This window comes from Pseudomonas sp. 30_B (assembly GCF_017491605.1).
GTDB lineage: Bacteria > Pseudomonadota > Gammaproteobacteria > Pseudomonadales > Pseudomonadaceae > Pseudomonas.
Window position 1 is genome coordinate 157,082 of the sequence record NZ_JAFGYY010000003.1, and the last position, 18,604, is coordinate 175,685.

General features: G+C 63.6%; 20 protein-coding genes and 1 other RNA gene. 16 read left to right on the plus strand and 5 right to left on the minus strand.

Annotated features, from left to right (window positions below; translation table 11 throughout):
- Positions 1-53: 53 nt before the first annotated feature.
- Complete coding sequence (locus J5M67_RS04425) at positions 54-1,091, minus strand: NADP(H)-dependent aldo-keto reductase (RefSeq protein ID WP_207883722.1); 1,038 nt, start codon at positions 1,089-1,091, stop codon at positions 54-56.
- Positions 1,092-1,336: 245 nt separating this feature from the next.
- Between J5M67_RS04425 and rplM the strand changes: the two genes are divergently transcribed.
- The 7 genes from rplM to J5M67_RS04460 all read left to right on the plus strand — a co-directional run bounded on the left by rplM (position 1,337) and on the right by J5M67_RS04460 (position 6,116).
- Complete coding sequence (rplM, locus tag J5M67_RS04430; protein ID WP_015475857.1) at positions 1,337-1,765, plus strand: 50S ribosomal protein L13; 429 nt, start codon at positions 1,337-1,339, stop codon at positions 1,763-1,765.
- A gap of 14 nt (positions 1,766-1,779) precedes the next feature.
- The gene (rpsI, locus tag J5M67_RS04435) at positions 1,780-2,172 is read left to right on the plus strand and encodes a 30S ribosomal protein S9 (protein WP_017518120.1); all 393 of its coding nucleotides are present in this window, start codon (positions 1,780-1,782) and stop codon (positions 2,170-2,172) included.
- Between the two features lie 248 nt (positions 2,173-2,420).
- Positions 2,421-3,011 carry a ubiquinol-cytochrome c reductase iron-sulfur subunit gene (gene petA, locus J5M67_RS04440; protein ID WP_207883724.1) on the plus strand — a complete coding sequence of 197 codons (591 nt, stop codon included), beginning with the start codon at positions 2,421-2,423 and terminating at the stop codon, positions 3,009-3,011.
- Entirely contained in the window at positions 3,011-4,222 is a 1,212-nt protein-coding gene (locus J5M67_RS04445) for a cytochrome bc complex cytochrome b subunit (protein ID WP_207883726.1), read from the plus strand. The genes petA and J5M67_RS04445 overlap by 1 nt, the downstream gene beginning before the upstream one ends.
- Positions 4,222-5,004, plus strand: a complete 783-nt coding sequence (locus tag J5M67_RS04450) for a cytochrome c1 (protein ID WP_207883728.1) — start codon at positions 4,222-4,224, stop codon at positions 5,002-5,004. The genes J5M67_RS04445 and J5M67_RS04450 overlap by 1 nt, the downstream gene beginning before the upstream one ends.
- Positions 5,005-5,082: 78 nt before the next feature.
- Entirely contained in the window at positions 5,083-5,700 is a 618-nt protein-coding gene (locus J5M67_RS04455; RefSeq protein ID WP_207883730.1) for a glutathione S-transferase N-terminal domain-containing protein, read from the plus strand.
- A gap of 11 nt (positions 5,701-5,711) precedes the next feature.
- On the plus strand, positions 5,712-6,116 hold the full coding sequence (locus J5M67_RS04460) for a ClpXP protease specificity-enhancing factor (RefSeq protein ID WP_207883732.1): 405 nt from the start codon (positions 5,712-5,714) through the stop codon (positions 6,114-6,116).
- 61 nt (positions 6,117-6,177) lie between these two features.
- Here J5M67_RS04460 and J5M67_RS04465 read toward each other — a convergent pair whose 3' ends face one another.
- From J5M67_RS04465 to J5M67_RS04480, 4 genes are read right to left on the minus strand one after another with little or no spacing between them, the layout of a single operon-like run.
- Positions 6,178-6,756, minus strand: coding sequence for a BON domain-containing protein (locus tag J5M67_RS04465; RefSeq protein ID WP_207883740.1), 579 nt, complete (start codon positions 6,754-6,756; stop codon positions 6,178-6,180).
- The gene (locus tag J5M67_RS04470; protein WP_017518113.1) at positions 6,753-7,346 is read right to left on the minus strand and encodes a phosphoheptose isomerase; all 594 of its coding nucleotides are present in this window, start codon (positions 7,344-7,346) and stop codon (positions 6,753-6,755) included. The genes J5M67_RS04465 and J5M67_RS04470 overlap by 4 nt, the downstream gene beginning before the upstream one ends.
- Positions 7,347-7,374: 28 nt before the next feature.
- The gene (locus tag J5M67_RS04475) at positions 7,375-7,752 is read right to left on the minus strand and encodes a YraN family protein (RefSeq protein WP_207883743.1); all 378 of its coding nucleotides are present in this window, start codon (positions 7,750-7,752) and stop codon (positions 7,375-7,377) included.
- Positions 7,749-9,563: a penicillin-binding protein activator gene (locus J5M67_RS04480; RefSeq protein ID WP_207883745.1), complete on the minus strand. Its 1,815-nt coding sequence runs from the start codon at positions 9,561-9,563 to the stop codon at positions 7,749-7,751. The genes J5M67_RS04475 and J5M67_RS04480 overlap by 4 nt, the downstream gene beginning before the upstream one ends.
- A 127-nt stretch (positions 9,564-9,690) precedes the next feature.
- Here J5M67_RS04480 and rsmI point away from each other — a divergent pair, with 127 nt between their 5' ends.
- The 9 genes from rsmI (at position 9,691) to mraY (ending at position 18,591) form a co-directional block, all read left to right on the plus strand.
- On the plus strand, positions 9,691-10,539 hold the full coding sequence (gene rsmI / locus J5M67_RS04485) for a 16S rRNA (cytidine(1402)-2'-O)-methyltransferase (protein WP_207883747.1): 849 nt from the start codon (positions 9,691-9,693) through the stop codon (positions 10,537-10,539).
- Positions 10,540-10,579: 40 nt separating this feature from the next.
- Positions 10,580-10,936: RNase P RNA component class A (gene rnpB, locus J5M67_RS04490), an RNA gene on the plus strand.
- Positions 10,937-11,244: 308 nt separating this feature from the next.
- Positions 11,245-11,700 (plus strand): division/cell wall cluster transcriptional repressor MraZ, encoded by a 456-nt coding sequence (mraZ, locus tag J5M67_RS04495; protein ID WP_207883749.1) that lies wholly within the window; start codon positions 11,245-11,247, stop codon positions 11,698-11,700.
- 8 nt (positions 11,701-11,708) lie between these two features.
- Positions 11,709-12,650, plus strand: a complete 942-nt coding sequence (gene rsmH / locus J5M67_RS04500) for a 16S rRNA (cytosine(1402)-N(4))-methyltransferase RsmH (protein ID WP_207883751.1) — start codon at positions 11,709-11,711, stop codon at positions 12,648-12,650.
- Positions 12,647-12,940, plus strand: a complete 294-nt coding sequence (gene ftsL, locus J5M67_RS04505; RefSeq protein ID WP_207883761.1) for a cell division protein FtsL — start codon at positions 12,647-12,649, stop codon at positions 12,938-12,940. Before rsmH ends, ftsL begins: the two co-directional genes overlap by 4 nt.
- Positions 12,937-14,688 carry a penicillin-binding protein 2 gene (locus tag J5M67_RS04510; RefSeq protein WP_207883763.1) on the plus strand — a complete coding sequence of 584 codons (1,752 nt, stop codon included), beginning with the start codon at positions 12,937-12,939 and terminating at the stop codon, positions 14,686-14,688. The genes ftsL and J5M67_RS04510 overlap by 4 nt, the downstream gene beginning before the upstream one ends.
- Positions 14,688-16,151, plus strand: coding sequence for a UDP-N-acetylmuramoyl-L-alanyl-D-glutamate--2,6-diaminopimelate ligase (locus J5M67_RS04515; protein ID WP_207883765.1), 1,464 nt, complete (start codon positions 14,688-14,690; stop codon positions 16,149-16,151). Before J5M67_RS04510 ends, J5M67_RS04515 begins: the two co-directional genes overlap by 1 nt.
- Entirely contained in the window at positions 16,144-17,508 is a 1,365-nt protein-coding gene (murF, locus tag J5M67_RS04520; protein WP_207883767.1) for a UDP-N-acetylmuramoyl-tripeptide--D-alanyl-D-alanine ligase, read from the plus strand. Before J5M67_RS04515 ends, murF begins: the two co-directional genes overlap by 8 nt.
- Positions 17,509-18,591 carry a phospho-N-acetylmuramoyl-pentapeptide-transferase gene (gene mraY / locus J5M67_RS04525; protein ID WP_207883769.1) on the plus strand — a complete coding sequence of 361 codons (1,083 nt, stop codon included), beginning with the start codon at positions 17,509-17,511 and terminating at the stop codon, positions 18,589-18,591.
- Positions 18,592-18,604 lie beyond the last annotated feature (13 nt).

Consider the following 18,604-nt stretch of genomic DNA (forward strand, 5'->3'; position numbering starts at 1 on the left):
GCGTGGATGAAAAAAGCCCGGCATTGCCGGGCTTTTTCGTTTCGCAGGAGCGATCAGGGGGCCGGGTTCGGCTGGTCCTTGTGGATCGCCTCGATGCCGGCCAGCACCTCATCGGAGAGCTTCAGTTCGAAGCTGCCGAGGTTGGCTTCCAGTTGTTCGAGGTTGGTGGCGCCGATGATGTTGCTGGTCACGAACGGCTGGCGGGTGACGAAGGCCAGGGCCATCTGCGCCGGGTCCAGGCCGTGCTCGCGGGCCAGGGTCACATAGCGGTCGCTGGCGCTCTCGCTCTGCGGGTTGGTATAGCGGGTGAAGCGATTGAACAGGGTGATCCGCGCATTGGCTGGGCGCGCGCCGCCGAAGTACTTGCCCGAGAGCATGCCAAAGGCCATCGGCGAGTAGGCCAGCAGGCCGATCTGCTCGCGGATGGCGATCTCTGCCAGGCCCACTTCGAAGCTGCGGTTGAGCAGGTTGTAGGGGTTCTGGATCGACACGGCCCGGGGCCAGCCGCGCTCCTGGGCGATCTGCAGGAAACGCATGGTGCCCCAGGGCGTCTCGTTGGACAGGCCGATGTGGCGGATCTTGCCGGCGCGCACCTGCTCGTCGAGCGCTTCCAGGGTGTCTTCCAGCGCCGTGAAGCTCTCATCCTTGTGCTGGTAGCCCAGTTGGCCGAAGAAGTTGGTGCTGCGCTCGGGCCAGTGCAACTGGTACAGGTCGATCCAGTCGGTCTGCAGGCGCTTGAGGCTGCCGTCGAGCGCTTCGACGATGTTCCGGCGATCGTGCTTGAGCTGGCCGTCGCGGATATGGCTGATGGCGTTGCCAGGGCCGGCGATCTTGCTGGCGAGAATCCAGTCGGCGCGATCTCCGCGCTGGCGGAACCAGTTGCCGATGATCTGCTCGGTGCGGGTGTAGGTTTCCGCGCGCGGCGGAACCGGGTACATCTCGGCGGTATCGATGAAATTCAGACCGGCGGCCTTGGCCCGTTCGATCTGGGCGAAGGCTTCGTCTTGCGTATTCTGTTCGCCCCAGGTCATGGTCCCCAGGCAGAGCGCGCTGACGTTCAGATCGGTGCGGCCGAGCGGACGGTACTCCATGCAGGTCTCCTCATGAAAACAAGTGCGTGACACAGTTGAAAATTCTGCCGGAATCTGCATAATTCCGCAGCCTTTCATCGGTGGGGGATGCCAAGCCTGCCGATCGATACATCTAGTCGTTACGGACGCACACCGACCCGAGCCCCAATTCGTGTCTGTCTTCGGCTGTCCTTGACTTGTCAAGGCAACCACTGTCCAGTAAGATTCGCCGTCTTATTTTCAGGCGGCCCCTGAGGCTATAACGAATGAAAACTTATACCGCGAAACCAGAAACTGTTAAGCGCGACTGGTTCGTCGTCGACGCTGCTGGCCTGACCCTGGGTCGTCTGGCTACCGAGATTGCTACCCGCCTGCGCGGCAAGCACAAGCCGGAATACACCCCGCACGTTGACACCGGCGACTACATCGTCGTGATCAACGCCGAGCAGGTTCGTGTCACTGGCGCCAAAGCTACCGACAAGATGTACTACCATCACTCGGGCTTCCCGGGCGGTATCAAGTCGATCAACTTCGAGAAGCTGATCGCCAAGGCTCCTGAGCGTGTTATCGAGACTGCCGTAAAAGGCATGCTGCCGAAGAACCCGCTGGGCCGCGACATGTACCGCAAGCTGAAAGTGTACAAGGGTGCCAACCACCCGCACACCGCTCAGCAGCCTCAAGAACTGAAGATTTAACGGGATAGCTCATTATGTCGGCGACTCAAAATTACGGCACTGGCCGTCGTAAGACCGCTACCGCTCGCGTCTTCCTGCGTCCGGGCACTGGCAAGATCTCCATCAACAACCGCAGCATCGAGCAGTTCTTCGGTCGTGAGACCGCTCGCATGGTTGTCCGTCAGCCGCTCGAGCTGACCGAGAACACCGAGAAGTTCGATATCTACGTTACCGTCGTTGGCGGTGGTGTGAGCGGTCAGGCTGGTGCGATCCGTCACGGTATCACCCGCGCTCTGATCGAATACGACGAGACCCTGCGCAGCCCGCTGCGTAAGGCCGGCTACGTAACTCGCGATGCTCGCGAAGTTGAACGTAAGAAAGTCGGTCTGCGTAAAGCGCGTAAGCGTCCGCAGTACTCCAAGCGTTAATACGACGCTTCGAAAAAACGCCCAGATCCTTTGGACTGGGCGTTTTTTTATGTCTGTAATTTGTTCGTGCGGCAAGGTGTCGCATCCGTGTGAGCCCCGTCGTGCAAGGCTTTCGCTAACTTCGTATCTGGCTATTACCTTGTCAGCACAAGGGCTTTTCTTTACCATTTGGCGAATTTTTTGCGCGGCTCGAATTTTTACTTAAAAGCCTGAACTGAACAGGCTTGAAGCTGATGGGAGACGACTGAATGAGTAATGACGGCGTGAATGCAGGCCGGCGTCGCTTCCTTGTCGCGGCCACCTCGGTGGTTGGTGCGGCAGGAGCGGTCGGAGCTGCGGTCCCGTTCGTGGGGTCATGGTTCCCCAGTGCCAAGGCGAAGGCTGCTGGCGCGCCGGTGAAGGTCAACGTAGGGAAGATCGAGCCGGGCCAGCAGGTTATCGCTGAGTGGCGCGGCAAGCCGGTGTTCCTGGTGCATCGCACCAAGGAAATGCTGGCTGCCCTGCCGACCCTCAACGGCCAACTGGCTGACCCCGAGTCCAAGGCTTCGGATCAGCCGGCGTACGTCGATCCCCAGCTGCGTTCGATCAAGCCGGAACTGGCCGTGATCGTCGGCATCTGCACCCACCTGGGCTGCTCGCCGACCTTCCGCCCGGAAGTCGCTCCCGCGGACCTCGGTCCGGACTGGAAGGGGGGCTACTTCTGCCCTTGCCACGGCTCTCACTACGACCTCGCCGGCCGCGTTTACAAGGGGCAGCCCGCTCCGATGAACCTGCCGATTCCGCCCTATACGCTGGATGGTGACGAGCTGACCATCGGTGTGGACCAGGAGAAAGCCTGATGAACAAGTTCATGGCTTGGGTCGATGCCCGCTTCCCCGCGACCAAAATGTGGGAAGACCATCTGAGCAAGTACTACGCCCCGAAGAACTTCAACTTCTGGTACTTCTTCGGTTCGCTGGCGCTGCTGGTCCTGGTCAACCAGATCCTCACCGGTATCTGGCTGACCATGAGCTTCACCCCGTCGGCGGAAGAGGCCTTCGCCTCCGTCGAGTACATCATGCGAGATGTGGATTACGGGTGGATTATCCGCCTGATGCACTCCACCGGTGCGTCCGCATTCTTCATCGTGGTCTACCTGCACATGTTCCGCGGCCTGCTCTACGGTTCCTACCAGAAGCCGCGCGAGCTGGTGTGGATCTTCGGCATGCTGATCTACCTCGCCCTGATGGCCGAGGCCTTCATGGGCTACCTGCTGCCCTGGGGCCAGATGTCCTACTGGGGTGCCCAGGTGATCATCTCGCTGTTCGGCGCCATTCCTGTCGTTGGTGAAGACCTGGCCCAGTGGATCCGTGGTGACTTCCTGATTTCCGGCATCACCCTGAACCGCTTCTTCGCCCTGCACGTGATCGCCCTGCCGATCGTCCTGCTCGGCCTGGTCGTGCTGCACATCCTGGCGCTGCACGAAGTCGGCTCGAACAACCCGGACGGCGTGGACATCAAGAAGAAGAAGGACGAGAACGGCGTACCGCTGGACGGCATTGCCTTCCACCCGTACTACACCGTCAAGGACATCGTCGGTGTCGTGGTCTTCCTGTTCATCTTCTGCACCGTGATCTTCTTCTTCCCGGAAATGGGCGGCTACTTCCTCGAGAAGCCCAACTTCGAGATGGCGAACCAGTTCAAGACCCCCGAGCACATCGCTCCGGTGTGGTACTTCACTCCGTTCTACGCCATTCTGCGTGCCGTTCCGGACAAGCTGATGGGTGTCATCGCCATGGGCGCCGCCATCGCCATCCTGTTCGTGCTGCCGTGGCTGGACCGTAGCCCGGTTCGTTCGATCCGCTACAAGGGCTGGCTGAGCAAGATCTGGCTGGTGATCTTCGCGGTGTCCTTCGTGATCCTCGGCTACTACGGCTCGCAAGCGCCGTCGCCGCTGGGTACCACGCTGTCCCGCCTGTGCACCATTCTGTATTTCGCCTTCTTCATCCTGATGCCGTTCTACACCCGGATGGAGAAAACCAAACCGGTTCCGGAAAGGGTGACTGGCTGATGAAAAAGCAATTCGCTGCATTTGTTCTAGCTCTGCTGCCTGTCTTCGGCTTTGCCTCCGAAGGCCATGGACCGGCCCTGGATCGCGTCGATATCGACCTGACCGACAAGGCTGCCATGCAGGATGGCGCACGTACCTTCGCCAACTACTGCATGGGTTGCCACAGCGCCAAGTTCCAGCGTTATGAGCGTGTCGGCCGTGACCTGGGTATCCCGGAAGAGCTGATGATGAGCCACCTGGTGTTCACCGGTGCGAAGATCGGCGACCACATGGATATCGGCATGAAGCCGGCTGACGCCAAGGTATGGTTCGGTGCTGCTCCGCCGGACCTGACCCTGGTCGCCCGCGTTCGCGGTGCTGACTGGCTGTACACCTACCTGCGTTCGTTCTACGAAGATCCCAAGCGTCCGTGGGGCGTGAACAACAAGGTCTTCCCGAACGTCGGCATGCCGAACGTGCTGGTGAGCCTGCAGGGCCGCCAGGTCATCGGTTGCAAGCAGGTTCAGGTCGTCGAGGATGGCAAGAAGCAGTACGATCCGCTGACCGGTACTCCGATCACCCACGAGGCCTGCGACCAGCTGACCATCGTGCCGAAGTCCGGCCAACTGACCGAAGCTCAGTTCGACGAAAAGGTGAAGAACCTGGTGACCTTCCTGTCTTATTCGGCTGACCCGAACAAGCTGGAATCCCACCGCATCGGTACCTACGTCCTGCTGTTCCTGGCCTTCTTCTTCGTGTTCGCCTACCTGCTCAAGCGTGAGTACTGGAAGGACGTGCACTAAGCACTGCCAGCTGTAACAAGCGCGCGCCCTACGGGGCGCGCGCGTCTTTCTACCTCCCACCGCGAGGAGGCGCGCGGCATGGCCGCAATCAATAAGCTCACCTGTTTTTCCGACCCTTCCTGCCATTACAGCCATCGCGTGCGCCTGGTGCTGGCCGAGAAGAGCGTCGTCGCCGACATCATTGACGTACCGGCCGGCAATATCCCGGCCAAGCTCGCCGAAGTGAATCCGTATGGCAGCCTGCCGACCCTGGTGGATCGCGATCTTGCGCTCTACGAGTCGACGGTGGTCATGGAATATCTCGATGAGCGTTATCCGCACCCGCCGCTGCTACCGGTCTATCCGGTGGCTCGTGCCAATAGCCGGCTGCTCATTCACCGCATCCAGCGCGATTGGTGCGCCCTGGTGGATCGTATTCTCGACTCGCGGCAGAAGGACGCCGAGCGTGCCTTGGCGAGAAAGGAATTGCGTGAGAGCCTGACAGGTGTGTCGCCGCTGTTCGCCGACAAGCCGTTCTTCCTCAGCGAAGAATTGAGTCTGGTGGACTGCTGCCTGTTGCCGATTCTCTGGCGGCTACCGGTCCTGGGCATCGAGCTGCCGCGCCCGGCCAAGCCGCTGCTGGATTACATGGAGCGGCAGTTTGCGCGGGAAACTTTCCGTGCAAGCCTGTCCTCTATCGAACGTGATATGCGCTAAGGAGCCTGATGATGAACTCCAGTCGTCCCTACCTCGTGCGAGCCCTCTATGAGTGGATCGTCGATAACGGCTGCACCCCGCATATCCTGGTCAATTCCGAGTATCCGGGCGTACGAGTGCCGCCGGGCTATGCCAGCGACGGCCAGATCGTGCTCAACGTCTCGCCCACGGCGGTGCGTCACCTGCAAATGGACAACGAGGCAGTCAGCTTCGAAGGCCGCTTCGGCGGCGTCGCCCAGAGCCTTTACATCCCGTCCCAGGCCGTGATGGCCATCTATGCGCGGGAGAACGGCCAGGGCATGGTCTTCGACCTGGAGCCGCCGGTGCCGACCGATGACGAGGATCTGCCGGACGATGGCCCGTCCGACGAGCCGCCGCGCCCCAGTGGCCGGCCAAGCCTCAAGGTGGTGAAGTAATAAAAAAGGCGACCCGAGGGTCGCCTTTTTCATGCCTGCAATCCTGCAGTAATTGGCTCGCTCAGTCGATGTACTCGAACAGGCGGACGATCTTCTGCACGCCGTCCACGCCCTGTACCACCTGGGTGGCCAGGTCGCCTTCGCGCTTGGTCACCAGGCCCAGCATGTAGACGATGCCGTTCTCGGTCAGGACCTTGATGCGAGTGGAGGGAACATTGGCATCCGCCAGCATCTGGCTCTTGATCTTGGTGGTCAGCCAGGTGTCGTTACTGCGTGCGGCCAGGGAGGAGGGCTGCAGGATCTGCAGCTCGTTGTGCACGGTCTTGACCTTCTGCGTTTCCCGGGCGGCCTGTTCGGCCTTGTTCTTCAGGTCTGCGCGCGGAGTCTGGCCGGCCAGCAGTACCACGCCGTTGTAGCTGATCACGACGATGTGGGAGTCGCGGTCGAGGGCTGGGTCCGCCTTGGCGATGTTCACCGCCACCTTGGTTTCGATCAGCGAGTCGTCGATCTTGCTGCCAAGGGTGCGGGTGCCCTTGTCATCGTCGATCGGTTTGTCGCGGGTGGCGCTGACGAAACTGGTGCAGCCACCCAGGGCCATGGTCACGGCCAGCATGGCCGCGATCAGAGGGGTACGGGTCATTCTTCACTCCCGAACAGTTGACGGTCGATTAGGTCGCACAGGCAATGGATGACCAGCAGGTGGACTTCCTGGATGCGTGCGGTGACCTTGGCCGGGACGCGGATTTCCACGTCTTCGGGCAGCAGCAGCGATGCCATGTTGCCGCCGTCGCGGCCGGTCAGAGCTACGACAACCATTTCGCGATCATGTGCGGCCTGGATCGCCTGAATGACGTTCGCCGAGTTGCCGCTGGTCGAGATCGCCAGCAGTACGTCACCCGGTTGACCCAGGGCGCGGATCTGCTTGGAGAAGACTTCGTTGTAGCTGTAGTCGTTGGCAATCGAGGTGATGGTGGAGCTGTCGGTGGTCAGGGCGACCGCCGGCAGGCTCGGACGCTCGCGTTCGAAGCGGTTCAGCAGCTCGGAGGAGAAGTGCTGTGCGTCGCCGGCGGAGCCGCCGTTGCCGCAGGAGAGAATCTTGCCCTCGTTCAGCAGGGCGTTGACCATCACCATGCTGGCCTGCTCGATATGCGGGATGAGCACCTCGGTGGCCTGTTGCTTGGTCTCGATGCTGGCATGGAAGAGCTGGCGGATACGGGATTGCATGTCCATCAGGGATGACCTTTCGTCGGGCGTCTGATCAGGTGTCAAAGGCGTTGGGGATCCAGTTCAAATGCCCTGCGGAGCCTGGGGTTCGACGGTCGATGGCGACGATGTCGAACCGGCAGGGGTGTCTGCTCCAGCGGGCGTTCTGTTGCAGGAAGTGTTCGGCGGCGGCGGTCAGGCGCTGACGCTTGCGCGAGTCCACACTTTCCAGCGCTCCTCCCCAGGCATCGTGCCGGCGGGAGCGAACTTCGACGAATACTACTGTATCGCCGTCCAGCATGACCAGATCGAGCTCGCCGCGGCGACACGTCCAGTTCTGCGCCAGCAGGCGCAGTCCATGCTGTTCGAGATGGGCGCGGGCGCTGGCTTCCGCCTCGCGCCCGGCCTTCTGGGAAGGGCTGTTGCCGATCAAATACCGCTGTTCTCCAGCGGTTGCACCTGGCCGTTCTTGAACTCGGCCCAGGGCAGGTGACGCTCGACGCGCTGGCCTGCGTTTACGCTCAGGGTGCCGGTCAGGCCGTCGAGCTGCATGCTCGGCACGGCTTTGAGCTCCGGCAGGCGCGGGGCCAGCTGGTAGGCGTCGGCACCCATGGCGTAGAGGCGACCGAGGCTGCCGTTGGCGGCCGGCCATTGTGCCGCGACCTGTTGGCGCAGCGCGTTGTTCGGCTCCAGCAGCCACGGGGTTTCGCAGAAGCGGATGCCGTTCAGGTCCTGGTCCTGTGCCGGGTTGTTCACGCCGCTGTACAGGTTGGAGGTGGCGTAGACCGGCAGGTCGCCCGCGTACTGGAAGGCCAGGGTCGGCTTGATCTGGCGAGCCTGTTGCGGAGTGGCGGCGAGGAAGATGAAGTCGATGTCCTGGCGGCGCGACGGCTGGGTGTCGACGCTGCTGTCGAGCACGCCCTGCAGGCGCTTGGCGCGCCCTTCGCTCTGGCGCAGTTGCAGCAGGTCGGCGATCTGGCGGGCCAGCTCTACCGGCTGGTCGACGTGTTCGGCGGCGATCAGGGTGCCGCCGGCGGCTTGCCAGTTGCGGCTGAAGGAGGCCAGTACACGGTCGCCCCATTCGCCACGCGGCACCAGGGCCACGGCGCGGCGCATGCCGTCGCTCCAGGCGCGATTGGCGACTTCGCGGGCTTCGTCCTCGGCGGACAGACCGAACTGGAACAATTGGGCCGGGCCTTCCTGGTTGCCGTCGCTGTAGTTCAGGGCGAGGGTGGTGATCGGCAGTTGCTGCTGGCTGTTCAATTGCTTGACCAGGTTCTTCTCCAGCGGGCCTACGACCAGCTGTACGCCGTCGGCCTGGGCCTGGCGGTAGAACTCATCCAGCGAGCGAACCTGGCTGCTGTCGTAGATCTTGATCGCCGGCTGTGCCTGACCGCCTTGCTGGGCCTGATAGTGGGCGGCCAGGAAGCCGTCCTGCAGGGCGCGGGCCACGGAGGCCAGCTGGCCTTGCTGCGGCAGCAGCAGGCCGATGGTGTTCAGCGGCTGGGCGGCCAGGGACTTCAGCTTGGTCAGGGCGTCCGGCAGTTGCTTGGCGGCCGGGTGGTCGGGGTTCTGGGCGACCCACTTGTCGATGTTGGATTGCTGTTCCTTCAACGTCGACGAGGTCTTGGTGATGCGTGCCAGCTCCAGCCAGCCGTTCAGGTCGCCTTCGTTGGCGGTGGGCTGCAATTGCTCGACCGGCAGGCCGGAGACCAGGGTCCAGATGGCTTCGTGGTTGCTCTTGCTGGCTTCGGCGTTGAGCAGCGGGTCGATGAACACGCGCTCGCGGGCAGCGCTCAGGGCCTGGCCGTCGGCGGCCAGTGCGAGGGCCTTGACCATCCCGGCGCGGGCCTGCAGGTCGGTCGGCATTTCACCCAGGCGCTGGAAGTTGGGATTCTCGAAAGCCTTCAGCGCTGCCTTGGGTTTGTTGCGGGCCAGTTCGAGCTGGGCGCGCAGGGTGCTGGCGAAGACCTGCTGGGCCGGCTTCAGGCTGTCCATCGGCGTCTGGTCGAGGATCTGGGTGGAGCGGCCGAAGTCCTTTTGCTTATAGGCAAGGTCTGCTGCGGAAAGACGCAGCACGGCGGCTTCGTCAGGCTTGGCGGTGGAGGCCTGCTGTAGCAGCTGTTCGATGCTGGCATCCGGGGTGCGCGGCAGTTCGCCGAGATTGGACGACGGGGAAGTGGCGCAGGCGGTGAGCAGACCGGCAAGGAACAGAGCGGAAAGCGGACGCAGGCGAGCGATCATATCGGGCTTCTCGTGACGCATTCAAAGAACTGGCGATTGTACCCAAGCGGCGAGGGTGACGCGATGGCGGCAGGCGGAAACGGGATACAATGCGTCTTTTCCGACACTCCCGGCGAGGTTCTCCCGCGTGACCTTCGGCACTCTCTATGTAGTGGCTACCCCCATCGGCAATCTGGACGACATCAGCGCCCGCGCGCTCAAGGTGCTGCGCGACGTGTCGCTGATCGCCGCCGAAGACACCCGTCACTCGGTGCGCCTGCTGCAGCATTTCGGCATCGAAACGCCGCTGGCTGCCTGTCATGAGCACAATGAGCGCGAGCAGGGTGGCCGCTTCCTGACCAGGCTGCAGGCGGGTGATGACGTGGCGCTGATCTCCGATGCGGGCACTCCGCTGATTTCCGATCCGGGTTATCACCTGGTGCGCCAGGCGCGCGCCGCGGGCGTCCAGGTGGTTCCGGTGCCGGGCGCCTGTGCGCTGATCGCCGCGTTGTCCGCAGCCGGGCTGCCGTCGGACCGTTTCGTTTTCGAGGGCTTCCTGCCAGCCAAGGCGGCTGGGCGTCGTGGTCGCCTGGAGGGGCTGCTGGAGGAGCCGCGCACCTTGATCTTCTATGAGGCGCCGCACCGACTGCTGGAATGCATCGAGGACATGGCGTCGATCTTCGGCAGCGAGCGCCCGGCGGTGATGGCGCGTGAGTTGACCAAGACCTTCGAGACCCTGAAGGGGCTGCCGCTGGGCGAGTTGCGCGAGTTCGTCGCCGCCGACAGCAACCAGCAGCGCGGCGAGTGTGTGTTGTTGGTGGCGGGCAAACCGGCGCCAGAGGGGGATGAGGTGGTGGATGCGCAGACATTGCGCGTGCTCGACCTGCTGCTGGCCGAACTGCCGGTGAAGCGTGCGGCAGCGCTGGCGGCGGAGATCACCGGAGCGCGCAAGAACCAGCTGTACCAGATCGCGCTGGAGCGCCAGGGCAAGGCTTGAGCTTGTTCTGCGCCTCGCCAACCGCTAACCTTACGAACTGAGAGTTGGTTGGACAGTCGCTGTTTCGTGGTGTTCCATCACGGGGTGGAGGAAAGTCCGGGCTCCATAGGGCAGAGTGCCAGGTAACGCCTGGGAGGCGCGAGCCTACGGAAAGTGCCACAGAAAATAACCGCCTAAGCGCATCAGCGCCGGTAAGGGTGAAAAGGTGCGGTAAGAGCGCACCGCACGGCTGGCAACAGTTCGTGGCTAGGTAAACCCCACTCGGAGCAAGACCAAATAGGAATCCATTGGCGCGGCCCGCGTTGGATTCGGGTAGGTCGCTTGAGGCATACAGTGATGTATGTCCCAGAGGAATGGCTGTCCTCGACAGAACCCGGCTTACAGACCGACTCTCACCACTTTTCCCCCACTTCTTCCCACCATGACCATTTGTCGCTGATTGGAAGAAGTTACAAACTTAAGAAATCACTTTAAGTGTGAAAGCCCAGTGTTTTGAAAACACTGGGCTTTTCTCGTTCCAGGCGCGTCAAATTTCCTCCCGAAACCTTCCAAAAGCACGCTAAATCTCGGTCCTGTAAGGATTTTTCCCCTCTGGCTCGCCTTGACGGTGGGGAGCGCGGATTTCTATAGTGTGCGGAAGTGGTACGAAGTGGGTAAAAGTGGGATCAACAGGCATGGATAGCCAACCACAGGGGAAGCGCTGACGTGTTTCGCGGAGCTAACGCCATCAGTCTCGACGCCAAAGGGCGCCTCGCGATGCCGAGTCGGTATCGTGACGAGCTCGTTTCGCGTTGCAATGGCCAGCTCATCGTCACCATCGATGCCGTCGACACCTGCCTCACCGTATACCCCCTCCCTGAATGGGAGCTCATCGAAGCCAAGCTGCGTGAACTGCCGTCGCTGCGTGAAGAAACGCGGCGCCTGCAGCGTTTGCTGATTGGCAATGCCGTGGACATCGAGCTGGATAGCGCCGGGCGCTTTCTCGTTCCGCCGCGGCTTCGCGAATACGCCGGCCTGGACAAGCGGGCGATGCTGGTCGGCCAGCTGAACAAGTTCCAGCTGTGGGACGAAGACAAGTGGAATGTGGTTGCCGAGGCCGATCTCGCAGCCATCAAAGAGCCCGGCGGCCTGCCGGATGAACTGCGCGACCTTATTCTGTGAGCCTGCCTGTGACCAGTACCTTCCAACACATCACCGTTCTACTCGAGGAGGCCGTCGAAGCGCTGGCCCCCGTGGCGGACGGCCGCTATGTGGATGGAACCTTCGGAAGGGGAGGGCACAGCCGCGCCTTGCTTGGCAAGCTCGGGCCGGGCGGTCAACTGCTCGGGTTCGACAAGGACCCCCAAGCGATCGCGACGGGAAAAACACTGGCGGCCGAAGACGGCCGCTTCGTCATTGTGCAAAGGTCCTTCGCCGAGATGGCCGAAGAGTTCACCGCGCGCGGCCTGCAAGGCAGCGTGAACGGCGTGCTGCTGGACCTGGGCGTGTCCTCGCCGCAGCTGGATGATCCGGAGCGCGGCTTCAGCTTCCTCAATGACGGCCCGCTGGACATGCGCATGAATCCGGACCAGGGCGTCAGCGCCGCGCAGTGGATCGCCACTGCCGCGGAGGACGAGATCGCCCGTGTGTTCAAGGATTACGGCGAAGAGCGCTTCGCCAAGCGCATGGCGCGCGCCATCGTGCAGCGCCGTGCGGAAAAGCCGTTCGAGCGCACTGCCGACCTGGCTGCCGTGATCACCGAGGCCAATCCGGCCTGGGAGAAAGGCAAGAACCCTGCGACCCGCGCCTTCCAGGGGCTGCGTATCTTCATCAACAACGAGCTGGGCGATCTGGAGCGTGGTCTCGACGCCGCGCTGGAAGGCCTGGCCGTGGGCGGTCGCCTGGTCGTGATCAGCTTCCACTCGCTGGAAGACCGCATCGTCAAGCAGTTCATGCGCAAGCAGGTGAAAGGCGAGGCGGACAACCTGCCGCGCAACCTGCCGATTCAGGTCAAGCCCTTCGAGCCGCGCCTGAAACTGGTCGGCAAGCCGGTCTACGCCTCCGAGGCCGAGCTGAAGGCCAACCCGCGCTCCCGCAGCGCGGTCATGCGCATTGCGGAGAAGCTGAGATGAGCCGCCTCTTCGCCAAGCGCCTGCCGACCGGCAGCTTCTTCATGCTGCTGTTGTTCATCGGCGTGCTGCTGTCGGCGATCTCCGTGTCCTACAGCGCGTACTGGAACCGCCAGTTGCTCAACTCGCTGTACACCGAACTCAACGTGCGCGACAAGGCGCAGGCCGAGTACGGCCGGCTGATCCTCGAACAAAGCACCTGGACCGCGCACAGCCGCATCGAGGCTCTGGCGACTGACCAGCTGAAGATGCGCGTGCCCGATCCGACCGAAGTCATCATGGTGGCGCCATGAAGCATCTGCCCGGAGCCCGCTATCCCTGGCGCTTCCGCGTCGTCATCGGCCTGCTGCTGGCGATGGTGGCGGCCATCGCCTGGCGTATCGTCGACCTGCACGTCATCGACCATGACTTCCTGAAAGGCCAAGGCGATGCGCGCAGCGTGCGCCACATTTCCATTCCCGCGCACCGTGGCCTGATCACCGACCGCAACGGCGAGCCGCTGGCCGTCAGTACCCCGGTCGCCACGCTCTGGGCCAACCCCAAGGAGCTGGTGCTCGAACGCGACAAGTGGGGCTTCCTGGCCGAAGCGCTGGGTCAGCCGCAAGCCGCCCTGGCCGAACGCCTGGATCAGAATGCCGACAAGGAGTTCATCTATCTGGTCCGTGGCCTGACGCCCGAGCAGGGCGAAGCCGTGATGGCCCAGGTGAAAGCCCATCGCATCCCGGGCGTCTACTCGGTCGAGGAATTCCGTCGCTTCTATCCGTCCGGCGAAGTTGCGGCCCAGGTCGTGGGCTTCACCGACGTGGATGATCGTGGTCGTGAAGGCGTTGAACTGGCCTTCGACAGCTGGCTGGCCGGTGTGCCGGGCAAGCGCCAGGTGCTCAAGGATCGCCGCGGTCACCTGATCCGCGACGTGCAGGTGACCCGCAACGCCAAGGCCGGCAAGACCCTCGCCCTGTCCATCGACCTGCGCCTGCAGTACCTCGCCAACCGCGAGCTGCGCAACGCGCTGGTGGAGAACGGCGCCAAGGCCGGCAGCCTGGTGATTCTCGACGTGAAGACCGGCGAAGTGCTGGCCATGGCCAACCAGCCGACCTACAACCCGAACAACCGTCGCAACCTGCAGCCGGCGATGATGCGCAACCGCGCCATGATCGACGTATTCGAGCCGGGTTCGACCATGAAGCCGTTTTCCATGAGCGCGGCGCTGGAAACCGGCCGCTGGAAGCCCACCGACAAGGTCGAGGTCTACCCCGGTACCCTGCAGATCGGCCGCTACACCATTCGCGACGTATCCCGTACCGAAGGCCCGGTGCTGGACCTGACCGGCATCCTGATCCGCTCCAGTAACGTGGGCATGAGCAAGGTCGCCTTCGATATCGGCGGCGAAGCCATTTACACCCTGATGCAGAAGGTCGGCCTCGGCCAGGATACCGGCCTGGGCTTCCCCGGCGAGCGCGTCGGCAACCTGCCGAACTACCGTGAATGGCGCAAGGCCGAGACGGCAACCCTGTCCTATGGCTATGGCCTGTCGGTCACTGCCATCCAGCTGGCCCATGCCTACGCGGCACTGGCAAACAATGGCCGCAGCGTGCCGCTGACCATGGTCCGTGCCGATCGTCCGGCCGATGCTACCCAGGTCATTCCCGAGCCGGTTGCCAAGACCATGCAGGGCATGCTGCAGCAGGTCATCGAAGCGCCCAACGGCGTGTACCGCGCCCAGGTCCCGGGCTATCACGTGGCTGGCAAGTCCGGTACTGCACGTAAGGCACAGGTCGGCACCAAGGGTTATGCCGAGAACTCCTACCGCTCCCTGTTCGCCGGCTTCGCGCCGATGAGCAATCCGCGCTATGTCGCCGTAGTGGTCATCGATGAACCCAGCAAGGCCGGCTACTTCGGTGGCCTGGTGTCCGCGCCGGTGTTCAGCAAGGTGATGTCCGGCACGCTGCGCCTGATGAATGTGCCGCCAGACAATCTGCCTCCGGCGGCTCCACAGCAGCAAGCCGATGCTGCGCCCGCTACCAAAGGAGGGCGTGGCTGATGCCGATGAGCCTGAACCAACTGCTGCCGCAAGCTGAAAGCGGCGAGCTGATCCGCGAGCTGACCCTGGATAGCCGCACCGTGAAGCCGGGTGACCTGTTCCTGGCCGTGCCGGGTGGTCGCCAGGATGGCCGCGCGCACATTGCCGCTGCGCTCACGCAGGGTGCCGCTGCCGTCGCTTACGAGGCCGAAGGCGCTGCAGATCTGCCGCCCAGCGATGTGCCGATGATCGCCATCAAGGGCCTGGCCAGGCAGCTCTCCGCCATCGCCGGGCGCTTCTATGGCGAGCCGAGCCGCGGCGTCGACCTAGTCGGCGTGACCGGAACCAACGGCAAGACCAGCGTCAGCCAGCTGGTTGCCCAGGCGCTGGACCTGCTGGGCGAGCGCTGCGGCATCGTCGGCACCCTCGGCACCGGTTTCTACGGCGCGCTGGAAAGCGGCCGTCATACCACCCCGGACCCGCTTGCGGTGCAGGCGACCCTGGCGCGCCTGAAGCAGGGCGGTGCCAAGGCGGTGGCCATGGAAGTGTCGTCCCACGGCCTGGAGCAGGGGCGCGTCGCCGCGCTGGGCTTCGACGTGGCGGTGTTCACCAACCTGTCCCGCGACCATCTGGACTACCACGGTTCGATGGAAGCCTACGGCAACGCCAAGGCCAGGCTGTTCACCTGGGAAGGCCTGCGCTGCCGGGTGATCAACCTGGACGACGACTTCGGTCGTCAACTGGCCGCCCAGTCTCACGAATCCCGCCTGATGGGCTACAGCCTGGTCGACCCGTCGGCCTACATCTATTGCCGCGAAGCCACGTTCAGCGATGCGGGCGTACAGGCGCAGATCGTCACTCCGCAAGGCGAGGGCCTGCTGCGCAGCTCGCTGCTGGGCAAGTTCAACCTGAGCAACCTGCTGGCTGTGGTCGGCGCGCTGCTGGGCCTGGATTACCCGCTGGGCGAAGTGCTCAAGGTGCTGCCGCAACTGGAAGGCCCGATCGGCCGCATGCAGCGCCTGGGTGGCGGCGAGAAGCCGCTGGTGGTGGTCGATTACGCCCACACCCCGGATGCCCTGGAGAAGGTCCTGCTGGCCCTGCGCCCGCACGTGCACGGCCAACTGCTCTGCCTGTTCGGCTGTGGCGGCGACCGTGACAGCGGCAAGCGCCCGATCATGGCGCAGATCGCCGAGCAGCATGCCGACCGCGTGCTGGTGACCGACGACAACCCGCGCACCGAGAAGAGCGACGCGATCATCGCCGACATTCGCGCCGGTTTCGCTAAGCCCGAGTCTGTCGAGTTCGTTCCTGGTCGTGGCGACGCGATTGCTCGCCTGATCGCCTCCGCCGGCGTCGATGACGTCGTGCTGCTGGCCGGCAAGGGCCATGAGGATTACCAGGAGATCGACGGTGTTCGCCATCCGTTCTCCGATCTGGATCAAGCCGCCAAGGCGCTGGCTGCCTGGGAGGTGAAGCGTGCTTAAGCCCCTGTCGCTCAACGAAGTCGCCGGCGCGCTCGAAGGCCGTGTGGTTGGCGCGGACGTCGCCTTCGACGCCGTGAGCACCGACAGCCGTGCCATCGTGCCGGGCCAGCTGTTCATCGCCCTGACCGGTCCGCGATTCGACGGCCATGACTACCTGGCCGACGTCGCCACCAAGGGTGCCGTTGCCGCGCTGGTGGAACGTGAAGTGGCTGGTGCGCCGCTGCCGCAGCTGGTCGTGAAAGACACCCGTATCGCGCTGGGTCGACTGGGCGCGCTGAATCGCGATGCCTTCACCGGCCGCGTCGCCGCCGTCACTGGTTCCAGCGGCAAGACCACCGTGAAGGAAATGCTCGCCAGCATCCTGCGTACCCAGGGCGATGTCCTGGCAACCCGGGGCAACCTGAACAATGACCTCGGCGCGCCGCTGACCCTGCTGCAGCTGGCACCCGAGCACAGGAGTGCAGTCATCGAGCTGGGTGCTAATCGTGTCGGCGAGATCGCCTACACGGTCGCGCTGACCCGTCCTCAGGTTGCCATCATCACCAATGCCGGCACCGCCCACGTGGGCGAGTTCGGCGGGCAGGACAAGATCGTCCTGGCCAAGGGCGAGATTCTCGAAGGGCTGGCCACCGACGGCGTGGCCATCCTCAATCGCGACGACAAGGCCTTCGACACCTGGCAGGCCCGCGCCGCCGGTCGCCGCGTTTCCAGCTTCGGCCTGCACGACGTCCGCGCCGACTTCCGCGCCAGCGACGTGCAGCGCGATGCCCGTGGTTGCCCGGGCTTCACCCTGCACGGCCCGGCGGGCGAGGCGCACATCCAGCTGAATCTGCTGGGTGAGCACAATGTCACCAATGCCCTGGCCGCCATCGCTGCCGCCCACGCCCTTGGCGTGCCGCTGGTCGGGATGGTTTCCGGCCTGCAGAACCTGCAGCCGGTCAAAGGCCGCGCCGTAGCCCAACTGGCGACGAACGGCATGCGTGTGATCGACGACAGCTACAACGCCAACCCGGCTTCAATCTGCGCAGCGATTGATATACTCGCCGGCTTTTCCGGCCGGACCGTCCTGGTCCTTGGGGACATGGGCGAGCTGGGGGCTTGGGCAGAGTCTTCCCACCGTGAAGTGGGGGCTTATGCCCTGGGCAAAGTCACCGCGCTCTACGCCGTCGGACCGCTGATGAGCCACGCCGTGCAGGCGTTCGGTTCCGCGGGCCGGCACTTCGCCGATCAGGCCAGCCTGATCAGCGCCCTGGCCGACGAGGCCTCGACAACCACCATTCTGATCAAGGGTTCCCGCAGCGCGGCGATGGACAAGGTCGTCGCGGCGCTGTGCGGTTCCTCCGAGGAGAGTCACTAAATGCTGCTGCTGCTCGCCGAGTACCTGCAACAGTTCCACAAGGGCTTCGGCGTCTTCCAGTACCTGACCCTGCGCGGCATCCTGAGCGTGCTGACCGCGCTCGTCCTGTCGCTGTGGCTGGGGCCGTGGATGATCCGCACCCTGCAGATCCGCCAGATCGGCCAGGCCGTTCGCAACGACGGTCCGCAATCGCACCTGTCGAAGAAGGGCACCCCGACCATGGGTGGGGCGCTGATCCTCACCGCCATCGCCATCAGTACCCTGCTGTGGGCTGACTGGTCGAATCGCTACGTCTGGGTCGTGCTGGCCGTGACCCTGCTGTTCGGCGCCATCGGCTGGGTGGATGACTACCGCAAGGTGATCGAGAAGAACTCCCGCGGCCTGCCGAGTCGCTGGAAGTATTTCTGGCAGTCGGTATTCGGCCTGGGTGCTGCGATCTTCCTTTATATGACGGCCGAGACGCCGGTCGAGACCACCCTGATCGTGCCGCTGCTGAAGAACATCGAGATCCCGCTGGGCATCTTCTTCGTGGTGCTGACCTACTTCGTGATCGTCGGCTCCAGCAACGCGGTGAACCTGACCGACGGCCTCGACGGCCTGGCCATCATGCCCACCGTGATGGTCGGCGGCGCGCTGGGCATCTTCTGCTATCTGTCGGGCAACATCAAATTCGCCGAATACCTGCTGATCCCCAGCGTTCCGGGGGCGGGCGAGCTGATCATCTTCTGCGCCGCCATCGTCGGCGCGGGCCTGGGCTTCCTCTGGTTCAACACCTACCCGGCGCAGGTCTTCATGGGTGACGTCGGCGCTCTGGCGCTTGGCGCCGCGCTGGGCACCATCGCCGTGATCGTCCGCCAGGAAATCGTGCTGTTCATCATGGGCGGCGTGTTCGTCATGGAAACCCTGTCGGTGGTGATCCAGGTCGCCTCCTTCAAGTTGACCGGCAAGCGGGTGTTCCGCATGGCGCCGATCCACCACCACTTCGAACTCAAGGGCTGGCCTGAGCCGCGCGTGATCGTGCGCTTCTGGATCATCACGGTGATTCTCGTGCTGATCGGCCTGGCCACGTTGAAACTGCGTTGAGGACTGATCGAGC

Coding starts and splice junctions, on each gene's coding strand:
- ftsL (WP_207883761.1), top strand. CDS start 12,647: ATGAGCCGCCTCTTCGCCAAGCGCCTGCCGACCGGCAGCTTCTTCATG.
- J5M67_RS04445 (WP_207883726.1), top strand. CDS start 3,011: ATGAACAAGTTCATGGCTTGGGTCGATGCCCGCTTCCCCGCGACCAAA.
- J5M67_RS04510 (WP_207883763.1), top strand. CDS start 12,937: ATGAAGCATCTGCCCGGAGCCCGCTATCCCTGGCGCTTCCGCGTCGTC.
- J5M67_RS04450 (WP_207883728.1), top strand. CDS start 4,222: ATGAAAAAGCAATTCGCTGCATTTGTTCTAGCTCTGCTGCCTGTCTTC.
- J5M67_RS04480 (WP_207883745.1), bottom strand. CDS start 9,563: ATGATCGCTCGCCTGCGTCCGCTTTCCGCTCTGTTCCTTGCCGGTCTG.
- J5M67_RS04425 (WP_207883722.1), bottom strand. CDS start 1,091: ATGGAGTACCGTCCGCTCGGCCGCACCGATCTGAACGTCAGCGCGCTC.
- rplM (WP_015475857.1), top strand. CDS start 1,337: ATGAAAACTTATACCGCGAAACCAGAAACTGTTAAGCGCGACTGGTTC.
- J5M67_RS04515 (WP_207883765.1), top strand. CDS start 14,688: ATGCCGATGAGCCTGAACCAACTGCTGCCGCAAGCTGAAAGCGGCGAG.
- J5M67_RS04460 (WP_207883732.1), top strand. CDS start 5,712: ATGAACTCCAGTCGTCCCTACCTCGTGCGAGCCCTCTATGAGTGGATC.
- J5M67_RS04465 (WP_207883740.1), bottom strand. CDS start 6,756: ATGACCCGTACCCCTCTGATCGCGGCCATGCTGGCCGTGACCATGGCC.
- rpsI (WP_017518120.1), top strand. CDS start 1,780: ATGTCGGCGACTCAAAATTACGGCACTGGCCGTCGTAAGACCGCTACC.
- J5M67_RS04455 (WP_207883730.1), top strand. CDS start 5,083: ATGGCCGCAATCAATAAGCTCACCTGTTTTTCCGACCCTTCCTGCCAT.
- J5M67_RS04470 (WP_017518113.1), bottom strand. CDS start 7,346: ATGGACATGCAATCCCGTATCCGCCAGCTCTTCCATGCCAGCATCGAG.
- petA (WP_207883724.1), top strand. CDS start 2,421: ATGAGTAATGACGGCGTGAATGCAGGCCGGCGTCGCTTCCTTGTCGCG.
- mraY (WP_207883769.1), top strand. CDS start 17,509: ATGCTGCTGCTGCTCGCCGAGTACCTGCAACAGTTCCACAAGGGCTTC.